Genomic DNA, 13,845 nt, shown 5'->3' with positions numbered 1-13,845 from the left:
AGGGGATTGACCGATGCGCGCACTTTATACAGCTGCGACCGGAATGGCGGCACAGGAACTCAGCGTTCAGGTGATCTCCAACAACATCGCGAACCTGCGCACCACCGGCTACAAGAAGCAGCGCGCCGCGTTCCAGGACCTGATCTACGACCATGTGCGCCGGGTCGGCGCGCAGGCCTCCGACCAGAACACCATCATGCCGATGGGCATCGACCTCGGCGGCGGCGTCAAGACCGTCGGCACGCCGCGCATGATGACCCAGGGCACGCTGTCGCCGACCGGCAACGATCTCGACATCGCGATCCGCGGCGAAGGCTTCTTCAAGATCCTGATGCCGGACGGCACCTTCACCTACACCCGCGACGGCTCGTTCCAGATGGACAATCAGGGCCGCATCGTCAATGCGCAGGGCAATTTGCTGCAGCCGACGATCACGATCCCGCAGAACGCGTCCGGCCTCACCATCAATGCGCAAGGCCAGGTCTCGGTGACCCTGCCGGGCCAGACCGCATCGACCAACATCGGCCAGATCGGCCTGACCCGATTCATCAACAAGGCCGGCCTGATGCCGATCGGCGACAATCTGTTCCAGGAAACGCCGGCCTCCGGCCAGCCGCAGGACGGCACCGCCAACACCGACGGCTATGGCGACATGCAGCAGAGCAACCTCGAACAGGCCAATGTCGAGGTGGTCTCGGAAATCTCCGACCTGATCGCCGCACAGCGCGCCTATGAGATGAACTCGAAGGTGGTCTCCGCCGCCGACCAGATGATGCAGTCGACCTCCAACCTATTCCGCTGAGGATGATGTCGATGATCGCCCGCTCCCTCCTGATCGCAGCCGCGCTCCTCGCGGTCACCGTGGCGCCGTCGGCCGCGCAAAGCCGCCGCGAGACCATCGCGGTGCCGACGCTGCGCGCCAGCATCACGGTCGCCGACGACATCGTGCGGGTCGGCGACCTCATCGACAATGCCGGCAGCGCCGGCAGCGTCGCGGTCTACCGCGCGCCGGACCTCGGCACCACAGGCACGCTGCCGGTCGCGCAAGTGCTCAACGTGTTGCGCTCGCACCAGGTGATCGGCGTCGACACCCGCGAGCTGAAGGAGATCACCGTCACCCGGCTGGCGCGCACCATCGACAGCAGGGAGATCGAGCAGCAGGTGTCGCGCGCGCTGGAGGGCCGCCACGGGCTCGGCAGGGCCGGCAACATCGCGCTGACCTTCGACCGCGATCCCGGCGACATCCGCCTCGAGGCAACCAATACCGGCGTGATGCAGCCGATCGCCGTGCGCTACGACCCGCGCTCGACGCGTTTCGACCTGACCTTCGAGATCGGCAACGACGCCGGCGCCGCGCCGTCGAAGCTGCGCTTCACCGGAACCGCGATCGAAACCATCGAGGCCGCCGTGCTGACGCGCAATGTCGAGCGCGGCGACGTGTTGAAGGCCTCCGACGTGATCGTCGAGCGCCGTCCGAAGGCCGAAATCGGCAACGACGCGGCGGTGCGCGACAGCGCCGTCGGCATGCAGGTCCGCCGCCAGCTCCGCCCCGGCCAGGCGCTGCGCGTCGCCGACCTCGCGAAGCCCGATCTCGTCACCCGCGACCAGAACGTCACGCTGATCTACCGCACCGCTGGCCTCTACCTGACGATCCGCGGCAAGGCGATGGATGGCGGCGCCGAGGGCGACACCGTCAGCGTGATGAATCTGCAGTCCAAGCGTGCCGTCTCCGGCGTCGTCACCGGCCGCGGCGAGGTCTCGATCTCGGTCGCGACCCCGCGCGCGGCGCCGACCGCCGACGCCACCGAATCCAATTCCGCTTCCGTCAAGCTGAGTTCAGTCGCACCAAACGCCGAGTAAAGTTCATGTCCCAGTACCGCATCAACCGCCTCGTCCTGACCGGTGCGCTGCTCGCGCTCGGAACGATCGCCAGCGGTTGCTCGTCGATCGACCGTCTCTCCCAGATCGGCGAGCAGCCGAAGCTGTCGTCGATCGACAATCCGACCACCCAGCCCGGCTACAAGCCGGTGCAGATGCCGATGCCGAAGCCCGAGGTCGCCTCCTACAGCCCGAACTCGCTGTGGCGCAGCGGCTCCCGCGCCTTCTTCAAGGATCAGCGCGCCGCGCGCGTCGGCGACATCCTGACCATCACGGTGAACTTCACCGACAAGGCCGCGATCGCCAACGAGACCCAGCGCAGCCGTACCAACTCCGAGGATTCGGGCGTCACCAACTTCCTGGGCTCGCAGACCATCACGCAGCCGAACAAGATCCTGCCCGGCCGCATCCTGACCGCCGACTCCACCGCCTCCAGCGACGGCAAGGGCTCGGTGAACCGCCAGGAAGCGTTGCAGACCAACGTCGCCGCGGTCGTCACCCAAGTGCTCCCGAACGGCAATCTCGTAGTCGAGGGCAAGCAGGAGATCCGGGTCAATTTCGAAATCCGCGAGCTGATCGTGGCCGGCATCGTGCGCCCGGAGGACATCCAGAGCGACAACACGATCGATTCCTCGAAGATCGCCCAGGCCCGCATCGCCTATGGCGGCCGCGGCCAGATCACCGACGTGCAACAGCCGCGCTACGGCCAGCAGGTTCTCGACGTGCTGCTGCCCTTCTAACGGCATGATCCCGAAGAGTGGAAACCGGTTTTCGGAAACGGATCATGCCTGAGTAGGACTTTTACGAGCTCCCACATCTCGTCGCGAACCTAGGCGCGGCGCGGTGTACCAACACGGCCCTCGCTAGCTCCCCTGGCGAGGGCCGTGGCTTTTTGTGACCGGTGGCGTGCGCCGGCGCGGTCGCCGCGCGCAGTCCGATACCGCTTCACGAAAGTCGCGCCATCGCCTTGTCGGTTCGTTAACCCTCGCAGCAGCGCGCAGTAGAAGTCCCGGCGCTTGCAACGTAGGGAGACGACAACGCAGGGTTTTCTGTTTGTATGACGGTCATGCAAAGAGACGGACGATATGCGGCGTGGTTCCGGACGCCGCGGGGCGAAGGCACCGGAATAGTCCAGCTTGCAAATGGCAGGATCTCGGGCGGTGACGCCATGTTCATTTATGGCGGCACCTACCAGCTCGATCAGGACCGCTTCACGGCGACGCTGACGACGCATCGCTATGCCGACGGCCCGTTCACCACCGTGTTCGGATGTGACGAGGTCGAGGCGCAGCTGACCGGCTCGTTCAACGGCAACCGGGCGGTGTGCTCGGGCACGGCCAAGCAGGCCCCCGGCGTGCTGTTCGAAGCCACGCTGTTTCTGCAGCAACAGGAGCCGGAGCCCGCCCCCGGCCCAAGGACCACGACTACGCGCGCGGATGTGGCGAGGCTGCCGAAGCTCCCCGGCCGGCGCACGACGGTCGTGAGCAGGCGTTTCAGCTAATCCGTCCGCAATCCCGATGGCGTCGCCACCCGGTCCGGCGTACGATCGCGCATGCGCGAAGCGCAGCCCGATCGATGCAGCCGGAAGGAGGAACGCATGTATGCCGCCATCCGTCACGCCAAGGCGAAGACTGGTAGCGCCGAGGAACTCGCGCGCCGGATCAAGGAAGGCGCAATCCCGATCATCAGCGACGTTGAAGGCTTCATGGCCTATTACGTGGTCTATGCCGGCGACGATACCGTCACCGCGATCAGCGTCTTCAACAACCATGCCGGCGCCGAAGAGGCCAACCGCCGCGCGCTGGCCTGGATCGATGACAATCTCGGCCCATTGCTGGTCGGCCAGGCCACCGCGGTTGCGGGTCCAGTGATCGTGCATACCAAGGCATAACGGCCGCAACCGGGTTGCGGGTCCGGTGATCGTGCATACCAAGGCATAACGGCCGCAACCGGGTTGCTGGTCCCGTGATCGTGCACACCATAGCCTGACGGCAGCGCCCGGCAAACTTCGCCCGGCAGAAGCTGCCGGCGGCGCGTCGTGCGCGCGTGGCGGCGTCGCGATCCCGTTGAAATCACGGCTGCAACGGATGGCACGCCATTTGCTCCACGATTGCAGCATTGCAATGGGGACTGCGCGCGCAGATGACGTCGATCTCGGCCCTTGGATCGGTCACCGCCAGCATGACGACTGGCACATTGAAGAAACCGCTGACCGCCGACGCCACCGGCGGCAGCTCGCTCGGCGACACCGTCGAGCAGAAGTTTCTCAAATATGCGCAGATGAGCCCGATGGACCGGATGCGCGCGAACATCCTCAAAAGCATGGGCATGTCGGAAGAAGATCTCAAGAACATGACGCCGGATCAGCGCGCCACGGTCGAGCAGAAGATCAAGGAGCTGATCGAGCAGGCGTTCCAGAAGAACGCCGGCAAGGCCGGCCAGGCGGTCGACATCTCGGCCTAGCTTGCCTGCGCGGGAGCGCGACGGCCGCATTCACGCGTCGGGCCTGTCGCTCAGGACAATGAAGACCTTGCCGCCGAAGTCGTATCGCGCGACCTCGCGCATGCCGAGCCGCAGATGCGCCTTGAGCGAACGCGGGTTGTCTTCCCTGATGAACAGGATTGCCTCGCGGCCGGGGAACGTCGCCTGAAGCTTCGCGTACAACGCATCCAGCACGCCAAGGCCGCGCGCGTCCCGCGAGACGCACACCGGACCATAAACATACGCATCTGCCCGCCCCGGCCAGGCCTTCAGCATGGCCTGCACCGGCGGCGCCTCGCCATATCCCTTCTCCGATGTCAGGAGCGCGCCGAGCAGTCTGCCCTCATCGTCGGTCGCGACGACGATCGATTGCCCGCTTGCAATGCGCGTCTCGATCACGTCGCGCGGCCATTGCCCGAGCAGCATGCCACCGTGCTCCCCGTTGTTGGCCGTCAACAGCGCGGAGATGGCGTCCGCATCGGACAATGTGGCGAGCCTGGTCTTGATCATCGCGGATGGATCGCGAGCACCATGGCGGCGCAGCTCACGCCTTCTTCTTTGCGGTCGCGCGGGTACCCGCGGCCTTCTTTGCCGGCTTCTTCGCAGATTTCCTGGATTTGGCCTGGTTGAGTTCGATCGCAGCACGAATGAGCGTCTTCAGCGCAGGGGCGTTGATCTTGTCGCCCTCGAACAGATCGATCGCGCGCCGCGCATTGCCCTCGAAGCCGGTGTTGAACAGCTTGTCGGGGTCGGGCAGCTGCGCGCCATACATGAAGGTCAGCTTGACCTTGCCCTTGTGGGCGTTGCCGACCGCAATGATGCCGTCGCGCGACCACACCGGGCTGCCCATCCACTTCCACTCCTCGATGATCTCAGGATCGGCGGCGAGGATGCTCTTGCGCAGGCTGGCGAGCGTCTTGCCGCGCCAGTCGGTGAGGTCCTCGATCATCCGGTCGATACGTTCCGATGCCGTCATTGCTGTCTCTCGCGCCTCATCCGCCCCAAGTCGTCACGTCATGCAATCACACTTGGGACGCGGACGTCGATCCCCCATGCTGACGCCGCGGCGACAGATATGGCAACGCGAACAGATAAAGGCCGCTGAGCAGCATGAAGATCAGCGGGAACAGCGCTAGCAAGCCGATCCAGACCGCCTGCTGCTGCAGGACCATGGCGACGATGTTGATGATGACGGCGACCGTGAAGGCGATCGAGAGCCAGCGGTGCGATTGCCGGATCCAGTTGTTCCAGTTCAATGTGACCTCCTGTTGGTGAGTGAATGATCCAGCGTCATTGCGAGGAGCTTCCGACAAAATTGCAGAGCAATTTTGCGCTGAAGCGACGAAGCAATCCATCTATCCGTGTATGCGGCACGATGGATTGCTTCGCGGAGCCTGTCATCGGGCGGCGCTATGCGCCGACCCGTTGGCTCGCAATGACGAGAGAGAGAGGCCGTCAACCTTGCCGCGCCATCAGCTGATCGAGATTCTCGAGGAACTGCTTCCATCCGGCATGAGCGCCGCCATAGGCCTGCTTCTGATGCGGCTGGAAGCCGGACTGCTCGACGCGCAGATGGGTGCCGGTCGCCGTCGGCGTCAGCGTGAAGACCACAACGCTCTCGAGATTGTAGGCGGCATCCGCATGCACGAAATTCCAGGTGTAGGACAGCGTCCTGTGCGGCTCCACAGCGAGCACCTTGCAGTCCAGCACGCCGCCCCACTCGCCGCGCAGGTTGAAGCTGTGCCCGACCTCGGGCTTGAAGTCGTTCTTCATCAGCCACTCCTCCATCAGATGCGGTTGGGTCAGCGCGCGCCAGAGCTTTTCCGGCGGATGAGGAAATTCACGCTCGACGATCGCGGAACGCGTTTCAGCGGTGGTCTTGTTCATTGGTCCATCCTTTTGAGGAGATCTTCGAGGTGGTCGAACCGGTTCTGCCAGAAGCCCGCCATCTGGCTGGTCCAGTCGATCAGCGGCGCCAGCGCGCCGAGTTGCGCGCTGTAATGGGTCTGCCTGCCTTCATGGCGGTCGCGCACCAGCCCGGCCTGCTTCAGCACGCCGAGATGCTTCGACACCGCCGGCTGCGAGATCCTGGCGCGGGCCGTCAGCGCGCCGACGGTCTGCTCGCCCTCGCGGCACAGGCGCTCGAAGATGGCCCGGCGGGTCGGGTCTGCAAGGGTTCGAAACAGGATGTCGTGAGCGTCGGGCATTTGCGATCAATAACCCATTGGTTATGGATTGACGTATAACCAACCAGCTATGGATGAGTCAATCGCAAACTTCGCGCGATGGCACACCAAGACCGCCCGCGCCTTTCATAACCAGCAGGTTATCCGGTGGCACCGATCGGCCCGTCGGGCAACTCAGGGCGGAACGAAGAGCAAAGCTCGGGCAAATCATGTCGCGAGAATGCGGAAGTTTGACTCACAGATCGCGCAACACATTCCATGTCGTCCTGGCGAAAGCCAGGACCCATTACCCCAAATGAGCGTTGTTGCGCGATGCTGGGGCCACGATCCCGCTCATCATCAAGTGCGGTGGTTATGGATCCTGGCTTTCGCCAGGACGACGATCGTGTGTGTGTGGAATCCGCTCTGTCATCACCCGGCTCGCCGCCTCCGCTGAAGCTTCGGCGCGCCAAGGGTGCATGGCCTCGTCGAAGCCTTGGCGAAGACGGGACCGGGCGATCCAGTACGCCGCGGCCGCTCGGCTCAAGCATAGCCGTCTCTGCAATACTGGATCACCCGCTTTCGCTTTAGCGGGTCATCACACCGCGCTGTTTGACATCTTGAATTGCGAGTCGTCCTCACCGTCATCCCTGCCTTGTGCGCAATTGCACATGGGAGCAGGGACCGAGCATGAAACCGTGTCGTTGCGGTGGCACTGCGCATGATCTACAACCTTTGCACGGACGCGATTGCTATTCTCGGATAATTTTACGGAGATTCTTGATGTGCCAGCTTTGCGAAATCGCAGCTCCCACCCAGACCTCCCGGCGCCGCTTCCTCGCTGCCGCGGCCTGCACCGCCGCCAGCCTCGCCCTTGCCCCGCCGGTTTCCGCCAGGGAAACCAAATCGCCGCCGAAGCCGCAGAATGTGCTGGCGCCGGACGCGGCGCTGGAGCGGCTGGTGAAGGGCAATCTGCGCTATGTCGAAGGCGTCTCGCGGCGGCATGATTTCAAGCACGAGCGCGAGGCGCTGGCCGGCGGACAGAATCCGTTCGCCGGCATCCTGAGTTGCGCGGACTCCCGCATCGCACCGGAATACGCCTTCGACACCGGCCGCGGCGATCTGTTCGTCTGCCGCATCGCGGGCAATTTTGCCAGCGACGAGACCATCGCGAGCCTGGAATATGCATCGGCCGTGCTCAACGTGCCGCTGTTCATGGTGCTCGGCCACGACAGTTGTGGGGCGGTCGACGCCGCCATCAAGTCGCTGAAGGACAACACCACCCTGCCCGGCCATCTGCCCTCGCTGGTCAATGCGATCGCACCGGCGGTGAAGGCGACCGAGGGCAAGGGAGGCGACCGGCTCGCCAACGCCATCAGGCAGAACGTCATCGACAACGTCGCGAAACTGAAATCGGCGACGCCGATCCTTAGCGCCGCGGTCGATCAGGGCAAGCTCAGGGTGGTCGGCGCGGTCTATCGGCTGACCGACGGCAAGGTCGAACTGGTCACGGACGCCAAGCGCCCGGCGACTTGAAAGTCAGGTGAATTCAGTAAAGTCAGGTCAAGGTCGCGCAACACACTCGGTGTCGTCCCTGCTTTCGCACGGACGACGTCCTTATGTGGAGGCAGGCTCGCACAACGTCACCTCACGTAAAGGCCGCTTCCACCTTGCCGAGGCCGTCGAGCTCCATCACGACCGTGTCGCCCGCGTTCAGCCACACCGTCTTGACCAGGCTGCCAGTCAGTACGATCTGGCCGGCATGCAAGCCACGGCCTTCAGTGGCGAGATGATTGGCGAGCCAGGCGAGCGCGTTGTGGGGATGCCCGAGCACGTCGGCGCCGGTGCCGCGGCCTTCTTCCTTGCCGTTGACGATCGCGCGTCCCGCGACCGCGCGCAAATCGGGCACGGTGATGCGCGGCACCTCCTCCCCGAGCACGCAACCGGCGGCGAAGAAGTCGTCGGCAATCAGCGTCGGCGCGCCCAATGTCTCCCATTTGACGTAGCGGTCGTCGACGATCTCGATCGCGGGATAGTAGGCATCGATCGCTTCCGCGACCCATTCGGCGGTGAACGGCGCCTCGCTGGGAGCGAGATTGCGGGCGAGCCGCACCGCGATCTCGCACTCGACGCCGACATGGACGAACTCGGCCGCCGGCAGCCGCACGCCGCTGTCATGCACGACCTTCTCGAACACGCCACCGACGCAGGGGTGCGGGATGTTGATATATTCCTGCATCACCGCGCTGGTGCAGCCGATCTTGTAGCCGACGAGGCTGCCGACGTGTGGCTGCATCAGAGCGTGCAACGCGTACTGCACCTGATAGCCTTCGGCCTCGTCGCGCGGCACCACGTCCTTCGGAAGCGCCTTGAGCGGCGCCCGGCTGCGGCGCGCGCTGGCAATCGCCTTTGCGGCCGCGAGGACCCGATCCATCTGCGCAGCCTCCCTGGTGTTCTCGGCGGCGCGGTGGCGCCTCCGTCTGCTCGCTGCAATTCAGCACTCGCCGACGCGTCTGGCAAGCACGCTGCACGGGAGCTGCCGTCAGGCCTTGACGAGGCCGAGCCGGATCAGGCTCTCCGCGGTCGCGACGATCATCTCCTCATTGCCGCGCGGGCGCCAGCCGAGCAGGTGCTGCGCCTTGGCGCTGGTCGCGCGGCGCACCTTGCCGAGCAGCGGCAGCGCGGCACGGGCCATCGGGTTGCGCCGTGCGGCGAGCCGCATCATCCAGTCCGGCGCCTGGAACCGCGGCACGCGCCGCGCCTTGCTGCCGAGTTTTGCGCGCAGCACTCGGGCGACCCCGAGGATCGACATGGTCTCGCCGGCGACCGCCAGGAAGCGCTCACCGCTGGCCTCGGGCGACATCATGGCGCGCAGATGCAGGTCGGCGACATCGCGGACGTCGACGAGGCCGAAATGGATCCGCGGCACCGCCGGCATCGCGCCGTCGAGCAGCGCCTTGATGATGCCGATCGACTCGGAGAAATCGGCACCGAGCGCCGGGCCGAACACCGCGGTGGGGTTGACCACGGCAAGCTCGAGGCCATTGCCCTGGCGCGCCACGAAATCCCAGGCGGCGCGCTCGGCCAGCGTCTTGGATTTCGGATAGGCCTGCACGCCCTCGCCATCGAGATTGGACCATACGGTCTCGTTGAACGGCGCCGCCTGCGGCGGATGGCCGTAACCGATTGCCGCGAACGACGACGTCACGACCACGCGCTTGACGCCGGCGTCGCGCGCGGCGCGCAACACCCGCAGCGTGCCTTCCCGCGCCGGGACGATCAGCTCGTTCTCGTCCTCGGGCACACGGGCGCCGAGCGGTGATGCGACATGCAGCACGTAGTCGCACCCGGTGACCGCTTCGCGCCAACCGTCGTCGCGCAGCAGGTCGGCGGTGACGAAGCCGACCTGGTCGGGCGCCAGCGCGCCACCCTCGCGCAGCATCGCGATCACGTCGTTGCTGCGACCCGGATTGCGCACCGTCGTTCGCACCGCATGCCCGTTGGCGAGCAGCTGCAGAATCGTATGCACGCCGATGAATCCCGATCCGCCTGTGACCAAAACCGTGCTCATGTCCCTGCCCTCTTCATGGTTCGGCGGATCGGCCCAACATTGCACTGCCCGCCCTGCACAGGCCGCATCTGGTCACTATCTGATCTTGGACAAGTAGGATGAAATTCGAGACCGGTATGGAAAACAATACCAGCGATATGTGTGACGGCGGTGAATGCGAGAGCTGCCCCACCGACCCCAATGTGCTGATCGAATTCAAGCACGCGATCCATGCGCTCGGGGGGAAATGGAAGCTCGAGATCCTGTTCACGCTGATGAATGGCGTGTGCGGTTCGGCGCGCTGCGCCGCGCGCTCGCGCCGATCACCCAGCACATGCTGACTGCGCAGCTGCGCGAGCTCGAGCGCGACGGCCTGGTGGCGCGCAGGGTGCTCGCCGAGAAGCCGCTGCAGGTCGAATACGAGCTGACGGATTCGGCCTGGAGCCTGACGCCGGCTTTCCGCGAATTGCTGGCATGGTCGAAGACGTTCGGCCCGCGCCGTCAGGCGGAGGCAAGCGAGGCGATACTCGGAGCCGGGTTGGCCTGAATATCGCCTCGCCTTCAGATCGGCGTCCGATCACTCCATGCCAAGCGCCTTTCGGATCGCGATCTCGACCGGCGAATACGCGCCGTCCGCACGTTCCAGCCGGTACGGTTCGCCGGCAGCGAGCGACGGCTGGGCCATGAAGCGCGGCGTCGTGCCCCGATGCTTCTGCGCGGCATGCACCAGCAACGGATGGCACAGATAGACCGTGCCGGCCTCCCCGGTCGCGAGCGCGACCTCGCAGTCGGCGCCGACATCGTCGAGCACCATGCGTGCGCGCCCGGCCTCGCCCGCCGGCGCGAGGTGGCGCGCCATCGGCCAATGCGAGCCGACCCTGATCCGGGTCGGCGCGTCGTCCTCGCCGACGTCGGAGAACAGGAACAGCATCAGCAGCGCCCGACCGCGCGAGACGACATTGGCCCGCCAGGCGGAGAAGTCGCTGCGCTCGTTCGGGTCGCAATCCTCGCCGGGGAAGCTGACGTCGATGTGCCAGCCAGCATCGCCGGGATCGTCCGGATGCGGGAAGCGCACCGGAAAGGTTCCGATGTCGTCGCGCGGACGCCAGCGGCCGGGACCGGCGATCTGATCGAACGCCCGGTGCAGTAGCGGCGTGTTGATCGCTTCGCGAAACGGCGTACCGCCGTAGCCCGGCAACCGGATCACCGGTTGGGTCCAAGTCAAAGGGTCGTGCTCGCTGCATGGCAGGTCGCGCCACATGATGGCGCGTCCCCGGTCGGCGAGTTCCCGGGGAAAGGCGCTGTCGATCCGGACAAAGCCCTGTTGGATGAATTGCTCGATCTGCGCGCCGTCAAGCGCACGCGCGTCGTTTCGATGGGTCATGATTGTCTCTCAAACTGTCGCCAGCCATCGATGCTCCGCGATGCGCGGAACCTGACCGGCTCATTCGGTTTCACTGGAATCCCAGGAGCGAAAGCTCGTGGGGCCGCTCGGCGCTTCCAGGAGGAAGCGGGATCAGCCCAGCAAAAACACCGAAGCGATGCTGAGAGTGCGTGTCATCATGGCGGCGCGAACGTACAACCGGTACGCGCCGGCAGCAATCCGTGGCGATCCGTCGCCACTATTCGTCGCGATAGACCTTCTCGCGCTTCTCGTGGCGTTCCTGCGCCTCCACCGACAGCGTTGCGATCGGGCGGGCTTCGAGCCGCTTCAGCGAGATCGGTTCACCGGTCTCTTCGCAATAGCCGTAGGTGTTGTCTTCGATGCGCTGGAGCGCCGCGTCGATCTTGGAGATCAGCTTGCGCTGACGGTCGCGGGCACGAAGTTCGATCGCGCGGTCGGTTTCCGAGGACGCTCGGTCCGCGAGGTCGGGATGATTGACGTTCTCTTCCTGCAACGTCTGCAACGTGACCTTCGATTCGCGGAGGATTTCATCCTTCCAGGCCAGCAGCTTGGCGCGGAAATAATCGCGCTGCCGCTCATTCATGAAAGGCTCTTTTTCAGTCGGCCGGTAGTTCTTCAGCTTTTCCAAAGGCAGCCATGTCCCTGTCAGGCGGAGGGAACACAACTCCTCCGCGCGGCGCCTTATATAGCCACGTCATGTGACAGACAATATCTGCCACCGCGAAAGGCGGGCCGCCCCCAAGGCCTTGCACAGGCAAACTTATCCGCCCTGCCCGGGGACGGCCCTGCCCCTCAATAGCCGACCGTGAAACGCCGGCGAATATGGGCCGGGCGCTCGATTTCGTCGGCGAGTGCAACTGCGAAATCCTCGAAGGAGATCGAGCTTTTGCCGTCGGCGGCGGTCAGGAGCTGGTCGGTTCCGAGGCGGAACTTGCCGGTCCGCTCGCCGGCCACGAACAGCGCCGAGGGCGACAAGAAGGTCCAGTTCAGGTCCTTCTCCTGGCGCAGCAGGTCGAGGAATTCAGCCCCCTTGGAGGCCTCGGCCTTGTATTGGGGCGGAAAGTTGGGGGTGGTCACCAGGCGGACGCCCGGCGCCACCTCGAGGCTGCCGGCGCCGCCGACCACGAGATAGCGGCCGACCCCGGATGCCTTGGCCGCCCCGATCAGCTTGGCGGGGTCGCTGACCAGGAAATGGATCGAGCTGATCGCGGCATCGTGGCCGGCCCACAGCGCGGCCAGGGCGGCCTGGTCGTTCGCGTCACCCTTGCGGGCGGCGACATTGGGCAGGCTGGCGATCTTCTCAGGGTTGCGGGCGATGGCGGTGACGGCGTGGCCGCGGCGGGCGAGTTCCGCGGTGATGCGCGAGCCGGCCTGGCCGGACGCGCCGGCGATGGCGATCTTCATCTCAAGTCTCCGATTGATGGTTTCCAATGGTGACTAGATAGCGAAAAGGATGTAGGTGTGAAGAAGGCACTCTCGCCTCACCTGATCACGCCGGAGTAACCGCGATGAAAGCCACGAGCCTCAAGCCGGACGCCTATGCCGCCAATTGCCCGACGCGCCAGATCCTCGACCGGGTCGGCGACAAATGGGCGGTGCTGATCCTGCTGCTGCTGCGCAGCGAGCCGATGCGCTTCAACCAGCTCCGACGCGCGATCGAAGGCATCTCGCAGAAGATGCTGTCGCAGGTGCTGAAAAGCCTGGAGCGCGACGGGCTGCTGCGCCGCCGGGCGATCGCAACGGTGCCGGTGACGGTGGAGTATTCAATCACGCCGCTCGGATCGACGCTCGCCGAAGCCGTCGATCCGCTGCGCGACTGGGCCGAACGGAATCTGAAGGACGTGCTGGCCGCGCAGCGCCGCTACGACGCGCAGCGCAAGGCGCTGGCGGCCTGAGGCACCTGCAGGCACCGGCGGCGTCGGACAGGTGAGTTGATCGGGAGGAGCCTAGTATTGCCCGGCCTTGGCGAGCTCGACCTCGACGCGCAGTTCGATCTCGCCGAGCACGGCATCGAGGCCGGGGTCGCCGGAGGATTCCTTCAGGCTCGCCGCGGCGTCACGCAGCCGGTTCACCGTGGAGGAATCGAAATTGCCGGACAGCAGACCGAGCTTGAGCGCATCGAGCACGTCGAGCGCGCCCTTGCCGCGGGCCACCGAGCGCTTGCGGCGCTCGGTCGGGTCCTCGACGCCCTGCAGCGCGAGCAGCGCATCGAGGCTGGCGGCGGCCTTCGGCGCCGCGGTGGAGCGGACCTCCTCCTGCGCGGTCGTCGCATCCGGCAGCGAGAAGCCGCTCGACGAGGCGCGCCGCGAGGCGCTGGTGGACGTGCCAAGCGTGGTGCCGTTCGGTCCGTAGATGCGCATCGTCGT

Annotated in this window: 21 protein-coding genes; 10 read left to right on the top strand and 11 right to left on the bottom strand. The window is 65.4% G+C overall.

Annotated features, from left to right (window positions below):
- Positions 1-13: 13 nt before the first annotated feature.
- The 6 genes from flgG (at position 14) to J2R80_RS22635 (ending at position 4,341) form a co-directional block, all read left to right on the top strand.
- Positions 14-802, top strand: coding sequence for a flagellar basal-body rod protein FlgG (flgG, locus tag J2R80_RS22660; protein WP_028337173.1), 789 nt, complete (start codon positions 14-16; stop codon positions 800-802).
- A 2-nt stretch (positions 803-804) separates the two neighbouring features.
- On the top strand, positions 805-1,860 hold the full coding sequence (flgA, locus tag J2R80_RS22655) for a flagellar basal body P-ring formation chaperone FlgA (protein WP_253639453.1): 1,056 nt from the start codon (positions 805-807) through the stop codon (positions 1,858-1,860).
- Between the two features lie 5 nt (positions 1,861-1,865).
- Positions 1,866-2,618: a flagellar basal body L-ring protein FlgH gene (gene flgH / locus J2R80_RS22650; protein ID WP_028337175.1), complete on the top strand. Its 753-nt coding sequence runs from the start codon at positions 1,866-1,868 to the stop codon at positions 2,616-2,618.
- Between the two features lie 428 nt (positions 2,619-3,046).
- Complete coding sequence (locus J2R80_RS22645; protein ID WP_371852101.1) at positions 3,047-3,379, top strand: hypothetical protein; 333 nt, start codon at positions 3,047-3,049, stop codon at positions 3,377-3,379.
- 96 nt (positions 3,380-3,475) lie between these two features.
- Positions 3,476-3,769, top strand: coding sequence for a hypothetical protein (locus J2R80_RS22640; RefSeq protein ID WP_028337177.1), 294 nt, complete (start codon positions 3,476-3,478; stop codon positions 3,767-3,769).
- A gap of 251 nt (positions 3,770-4,020) precedes the next feature.
- Complete coding sequence (locus J2R80_RS22635; protein WP_076825660.1) at positions 4,021-4,341, top strand: hypothetical protein; 321 nt, start codon at positions 4,021-4,023, stop codon at positions 4,339-4,341.
- 30 nt (positions 4,342-4,371) lie between these two features.
- Here J2R80_RS22635 and J2R80_RS22630 read toward each other — a convergent pair whose 3' ends face one another.
- From J2R80_RS22630 to J2R80_RS22610, 5 genes are all read right to left on the bottom strand, one after another.
- On the bottom strand, positions 4,372-4,869 hold the full coding sequence (locus tag J2R80_RS22630) for a GNAT family N-acetyltransferase (protein WP_076825662.1): 498 nt from the start codon (positions 4,867-4,869) through the stop codon (positions 4,372-4,374).
- Between the two features lie 34 nt (positions 4,870-4,903).
- Positions 4,904-5,335 (bottom strand): DUF1801 domain-containing protein, encoded by a 432-nt coding sequence (locus J2R80_RS22625; protein ID WP_076825664.1) that lies wholly within the window; start codon positions 5,333-5,335, stop codon positions 4,904-4,906.
- A gap of 46 nt (positions 5,336-5,381) precedes the next feature.
- Positions 5,382-5,615, bottom strand: a complete 234-nt coding sequence (locus tag J2R80_RS22620; RefSeq protein WP_076825666.1) for a hypothetical protein — start codon at positions 5,613-5,615, stop codon at positions 5,382-5,384.
- Between the two features lie 199 nt (positions 5,616-5,814).
- Positions 5,815-6,246, bottom strand: coding sequence for an SRPBCC domain-containing protein (locus tag J2R80_RS22615; protein ID WP_057018633.1), 432 nt, complete (start codon positions 6,244-6,246; stop codon positions 5,815-5,817).
- Entirely contained in the window at positions 6,243-6,566 is a 324-nt protein-coding gene (locus tag J2R80_RS22610) for a helix-turn-helix transcriptional regulator (protein ID WP_016846748.1), read from the bottom strand. Before J2R80_RS22610 ends, J2R80_RS22615 begins: the two co-directional genes overlap by 4 nt.
- 741 nt (positions 6,567-7,307) lie before the next feature.
- Here J2R80_RS22610 and J2R80_RS22605 point away from each other — a divergent pair.
- Positions 7,308-8,060 carry a carbonic anhydrase gene (locus J2R80_RS22605; RefSeq protein ID WP_057018635.1) on the top strand — a complete coding sequence of 251 codons (753 nt, stop codon included), beginning with the start codon at positions 7,308-7,310 and terminating at the stop codon, positions 8,058-8,060.
- Between the two features lie 112 nt (positions 8,061-8,172).
- On the opposite strand, the gene J2R80_RS22600 is transcribed toward J2R80_RS22605, so the two are convergent.
- On the bottom strand, positions 8,173-8,958 hold the full coding sequence (locus J2R80_RS22600; protein ID WP_057016665.1) for a 2-keto-4-pentenoate hydratase: 786 nt from the start codon (positions 8,956-8,958) through the stop codon (positions 8,173-8,175).
- Positions 8,959-9,066: 108 nt separating this feature from the next.
- Positions 9,067-10,095 carry an aldehyde reductase gene (locus tag J2R80_RS22595; RefSeq protein ID WP_253639452.1) on the bottom strand — a complete coding sequence of 343 codons (1,029 nt, stop codon included), beginning with the start codon at positions 10,093-10,095 and terminating at the stop codon, positions 9,067-9,069.
- Positions 10,096-10,193: 98 nt separating this feature from the next.
- On the opposite strand from J2R80_RS22595, the gene J2R80_RS43760 reads away from it, so the two are divergent.
- On the top strand, positions 10,194-10,415 hold the full coding sequence (locus J2R80_RS43760; protein WP_200844524.1) for a hypothetical protein: 222 nt from the start codon (positions 10,194-10,196) through the stop codon (positions 10,413-10,415).
- A complete protein-coding gene (locus J2R80_RS43755) occupies positions 10,409-10,621 on the top strand; it encodes a winged helix-turn-helix transcriptional regulator (protein WP_371852102.1) in 213 nt (70 codons plus the stop codon). The genes J2R80_RS43760 and J2R80_RS43755 overlap by 7 nt, the downstream gene beginning before the upstream one ends.
- 30 nt (positions 10,622-10,651) lie before the next feature.
- On the opposite strand, the gene J2R80_RS22585 is transcribed toward J2R80_RS43755, so the two are convergent.
- From J2R80_RS22585 to J2R80_RS22575, 3 genes are all read right to left on the bottom strand, one after another.
- Positions 10,652-11,458, bottom strand: coding sequence for a phytanoyl-CoA dioxygenase (locus J2R80_RS22585; protein WP_253623683.1), 807 nt, complete (start codon positions 11,456-11,458; stop codon positions 10,652-10,654).
- Positions 11,459-11,696: 238 nt separating this feature from the next.
- Positions 11,697-12,062, bottom strand: coding sequence for an RNA polymerase-binding protein DksA (dksA, locus tag J2R80_RS22580; protein WP_170991616.1), 366 nt, complete (start codon positions 12,060-12,062; stop codon positions 11,697-11,699).
- 209 nt (positions 12,063-12,271) lie between these two features.
- Entirely contained in the window at positions 12,272-12,883 is a 612-nt protein-coding gene (locus J2R80_RS22575) for an NAD(P)-dependent oxidoreductase (protein WP_057016668.1), read from the bottom strand.
- Positions 12,884-12,987: 104 nt separating this feature from the next.
- On the opposite strand from J2R80_RS22575, the gene J2R80_RS22570 reads away from it, so the two are divergent.
- Positions 12,988-13,374, top strand: a complete 387-nt coding sequence (locus J2R80_RS22570) for a helix-turn-helix domain-containing protein (protein WP_028337693.1) — start codon at positions 12,988-12,990, stop codon at positions 13,372-13,374.
- 51 nt (positions 13,375-13,425) lie between these two features.
- Here J2R80_RS22570 and J2R80_RS22565 read toward each other — a convergent pair whose 3' ends face one another.
- Positions 13,426-13,839, bottom strand: a complete 414-nt coding sequence (locus tag J2R80_RS22565; protein ID WP_253639451.1) for a flagellar assembly protein FliX — start codon at positions 13,837-13,839, stop codon at positions 13,426-13,428.
- Positions 13,840-13,845: the final 6 nt, after the last annotated feature.

The sequence above is a fragment of the Bradyrhizobium sp. USDA 4541 genome, assembly GCF_024171085.1.
GTDB classification, from domain to species: Bacteria; Pseudomonadota; Alphaproteobacteria; order Rhizobiales; family Xanthobacteraceae; genus Bradyrhizobium; species Bradyrhizobium australafricanum.
The sequence above is the reverse complement of the archived record's forward strand: the minus strand, read 5'-3'. Positions and strand labels throughout refer to the sequence as shown.

Bases quoted from the DNA above. Each gene is read 5' to 3' on its own strand.
- J2R80_RS22630 (WP_076825662.1), bottom strand. From the start codon at position 4,869: ATGATCAAGACCAGGCTCGCCACATTGTCCGATGCGGACGCCATCTCC.
- J2R80_RS22595 (WP_253639452.1), bottom strand. From the start codon at position 10,095: ATGAGCACGGTTTTGGTCACAGGCGGATCGGGATTCATCGGCGTGCAT.
- J2R80_RS22625 (WP_076825664.1), bottom strand. From the start codon at position 5,335: ATGACGGCATCGGAACGTATCGACCGGATGATCGAGGACCTCACCGAC.
- J2R80_RS22565 (WP_253639451.1), bottom strand. From the start codon at position 13,839: ATGCGCATCTACGGACCGAACGGCACCACGCTTGGCACGTCCACCAGC.
- dksA (WP_170991616.1), bottom strand. From the start codon at position 12,062: ATGAATGAGCGGCAGCGCGATTATTTCCGCGCCAAGCTGCTGGCCTGG.
- J2R80_RS22570 (WP_028337693.1), top strand. From the start codon at position 12,988: ATGAAAGCCACGAGCCTCAAGCCGGACGCCTATGCCGCCAATTGCCCG.
- J2R80_RS43755 (WP_371852102.1), top strand. From the start codon at position 10,409: ATGCTGACTGCGCAGCTGCGCGAGCTCGAGCGCGACGGCCTGGTGGCG.
- J2R80_RS22640 (WP_028337177.1), top strand. From the start codon at position 3,476: ATGTATGCCGCCATCCGTCACGCCAAGGCGAAGACTGGTAGCGCCGAG.
- flgG (WP_028337173.1), top strand. From the start codon at position 14: ATGCGCGCACTTTATACAGCTGCGACCGGAATGGCGGCACAGGAACTC.
- J2R80_RS22585 (WP_253623683.1), bottom strand. From the start codon at position 11,458: ATGACCCATCGAAACGACGCGCGTGCGCTTGACGGCGCGCAGATCGAG.
- J2R80_RS22635 (WP_076825660.1), top strand. From the start codon at position 4,021: ATGACGTCGATCTCGGCCCTTGGATCGGTCACCGCCAGCATGACGACT.
- J2R80_RS22610 (WP_016846748.1), bottom strand. From the start codon at position 6,566: ATGCCCGACGCTCACGACATCCTGTTTCGAACCCTTGCAGACCCGACC.
- J2R80_RS22645 (WP_371852101.1), top strand. From the start codon at position 3,047: ATGTTCATTTATGGCGGCACCTACCAGCTCGATCAGGACCGCTTCACG.
- flgH (WP_028337175.1), top strand. From the start codon at position 1,866: ATGTCCCAGTACCGCATCAACCGCCTCGTCCTGACCGGTGCGCTGCTC.
- J2R80_RS22575 (WP_057016668.1), bottom strand. From the start codon at position 12,883: ATGAAGATCGCCATCGCCGGCGCGTCCGGCCAGGCCGGCTCGCGCATC.
- J2R80_RS22600 (WP_057016665.1), bottom strand. From the start codon at position 8,958: ATGGATCGGGTCCTCGCGGCCGCAAAGGCGATTGCCAGCGCGCGCCGC.
- J2R80_RS43760 (WP_200844524.1), top strand. From the start codon at position 10,194: ATGAAATTCGAGACCGGTATGGAAAACAATACCAGCGATATGTGTGAC.
- J2R80_RS22615 (WP_057018633.1), bottom strand. From the start codon at position 6,246: ATGAACAAGACCACCGCTGAAACGCGTTCCGCGATCGTCGAGCGTGAA.
- J2R80_RS22605 (WP_057018635.1), top strand. From the start codon at position 7,308: ATGTGCCAGCTTTGCGAAATCGCAGCTCCCACCCAGACCTCCCGGCGC.
- flgA (WP_253639453.1), top strand. From the start codon at position 805: ATGATGTCGATGATCGCCCGCTCCCTCCTGATCGCAGCCGCGCTCCTC.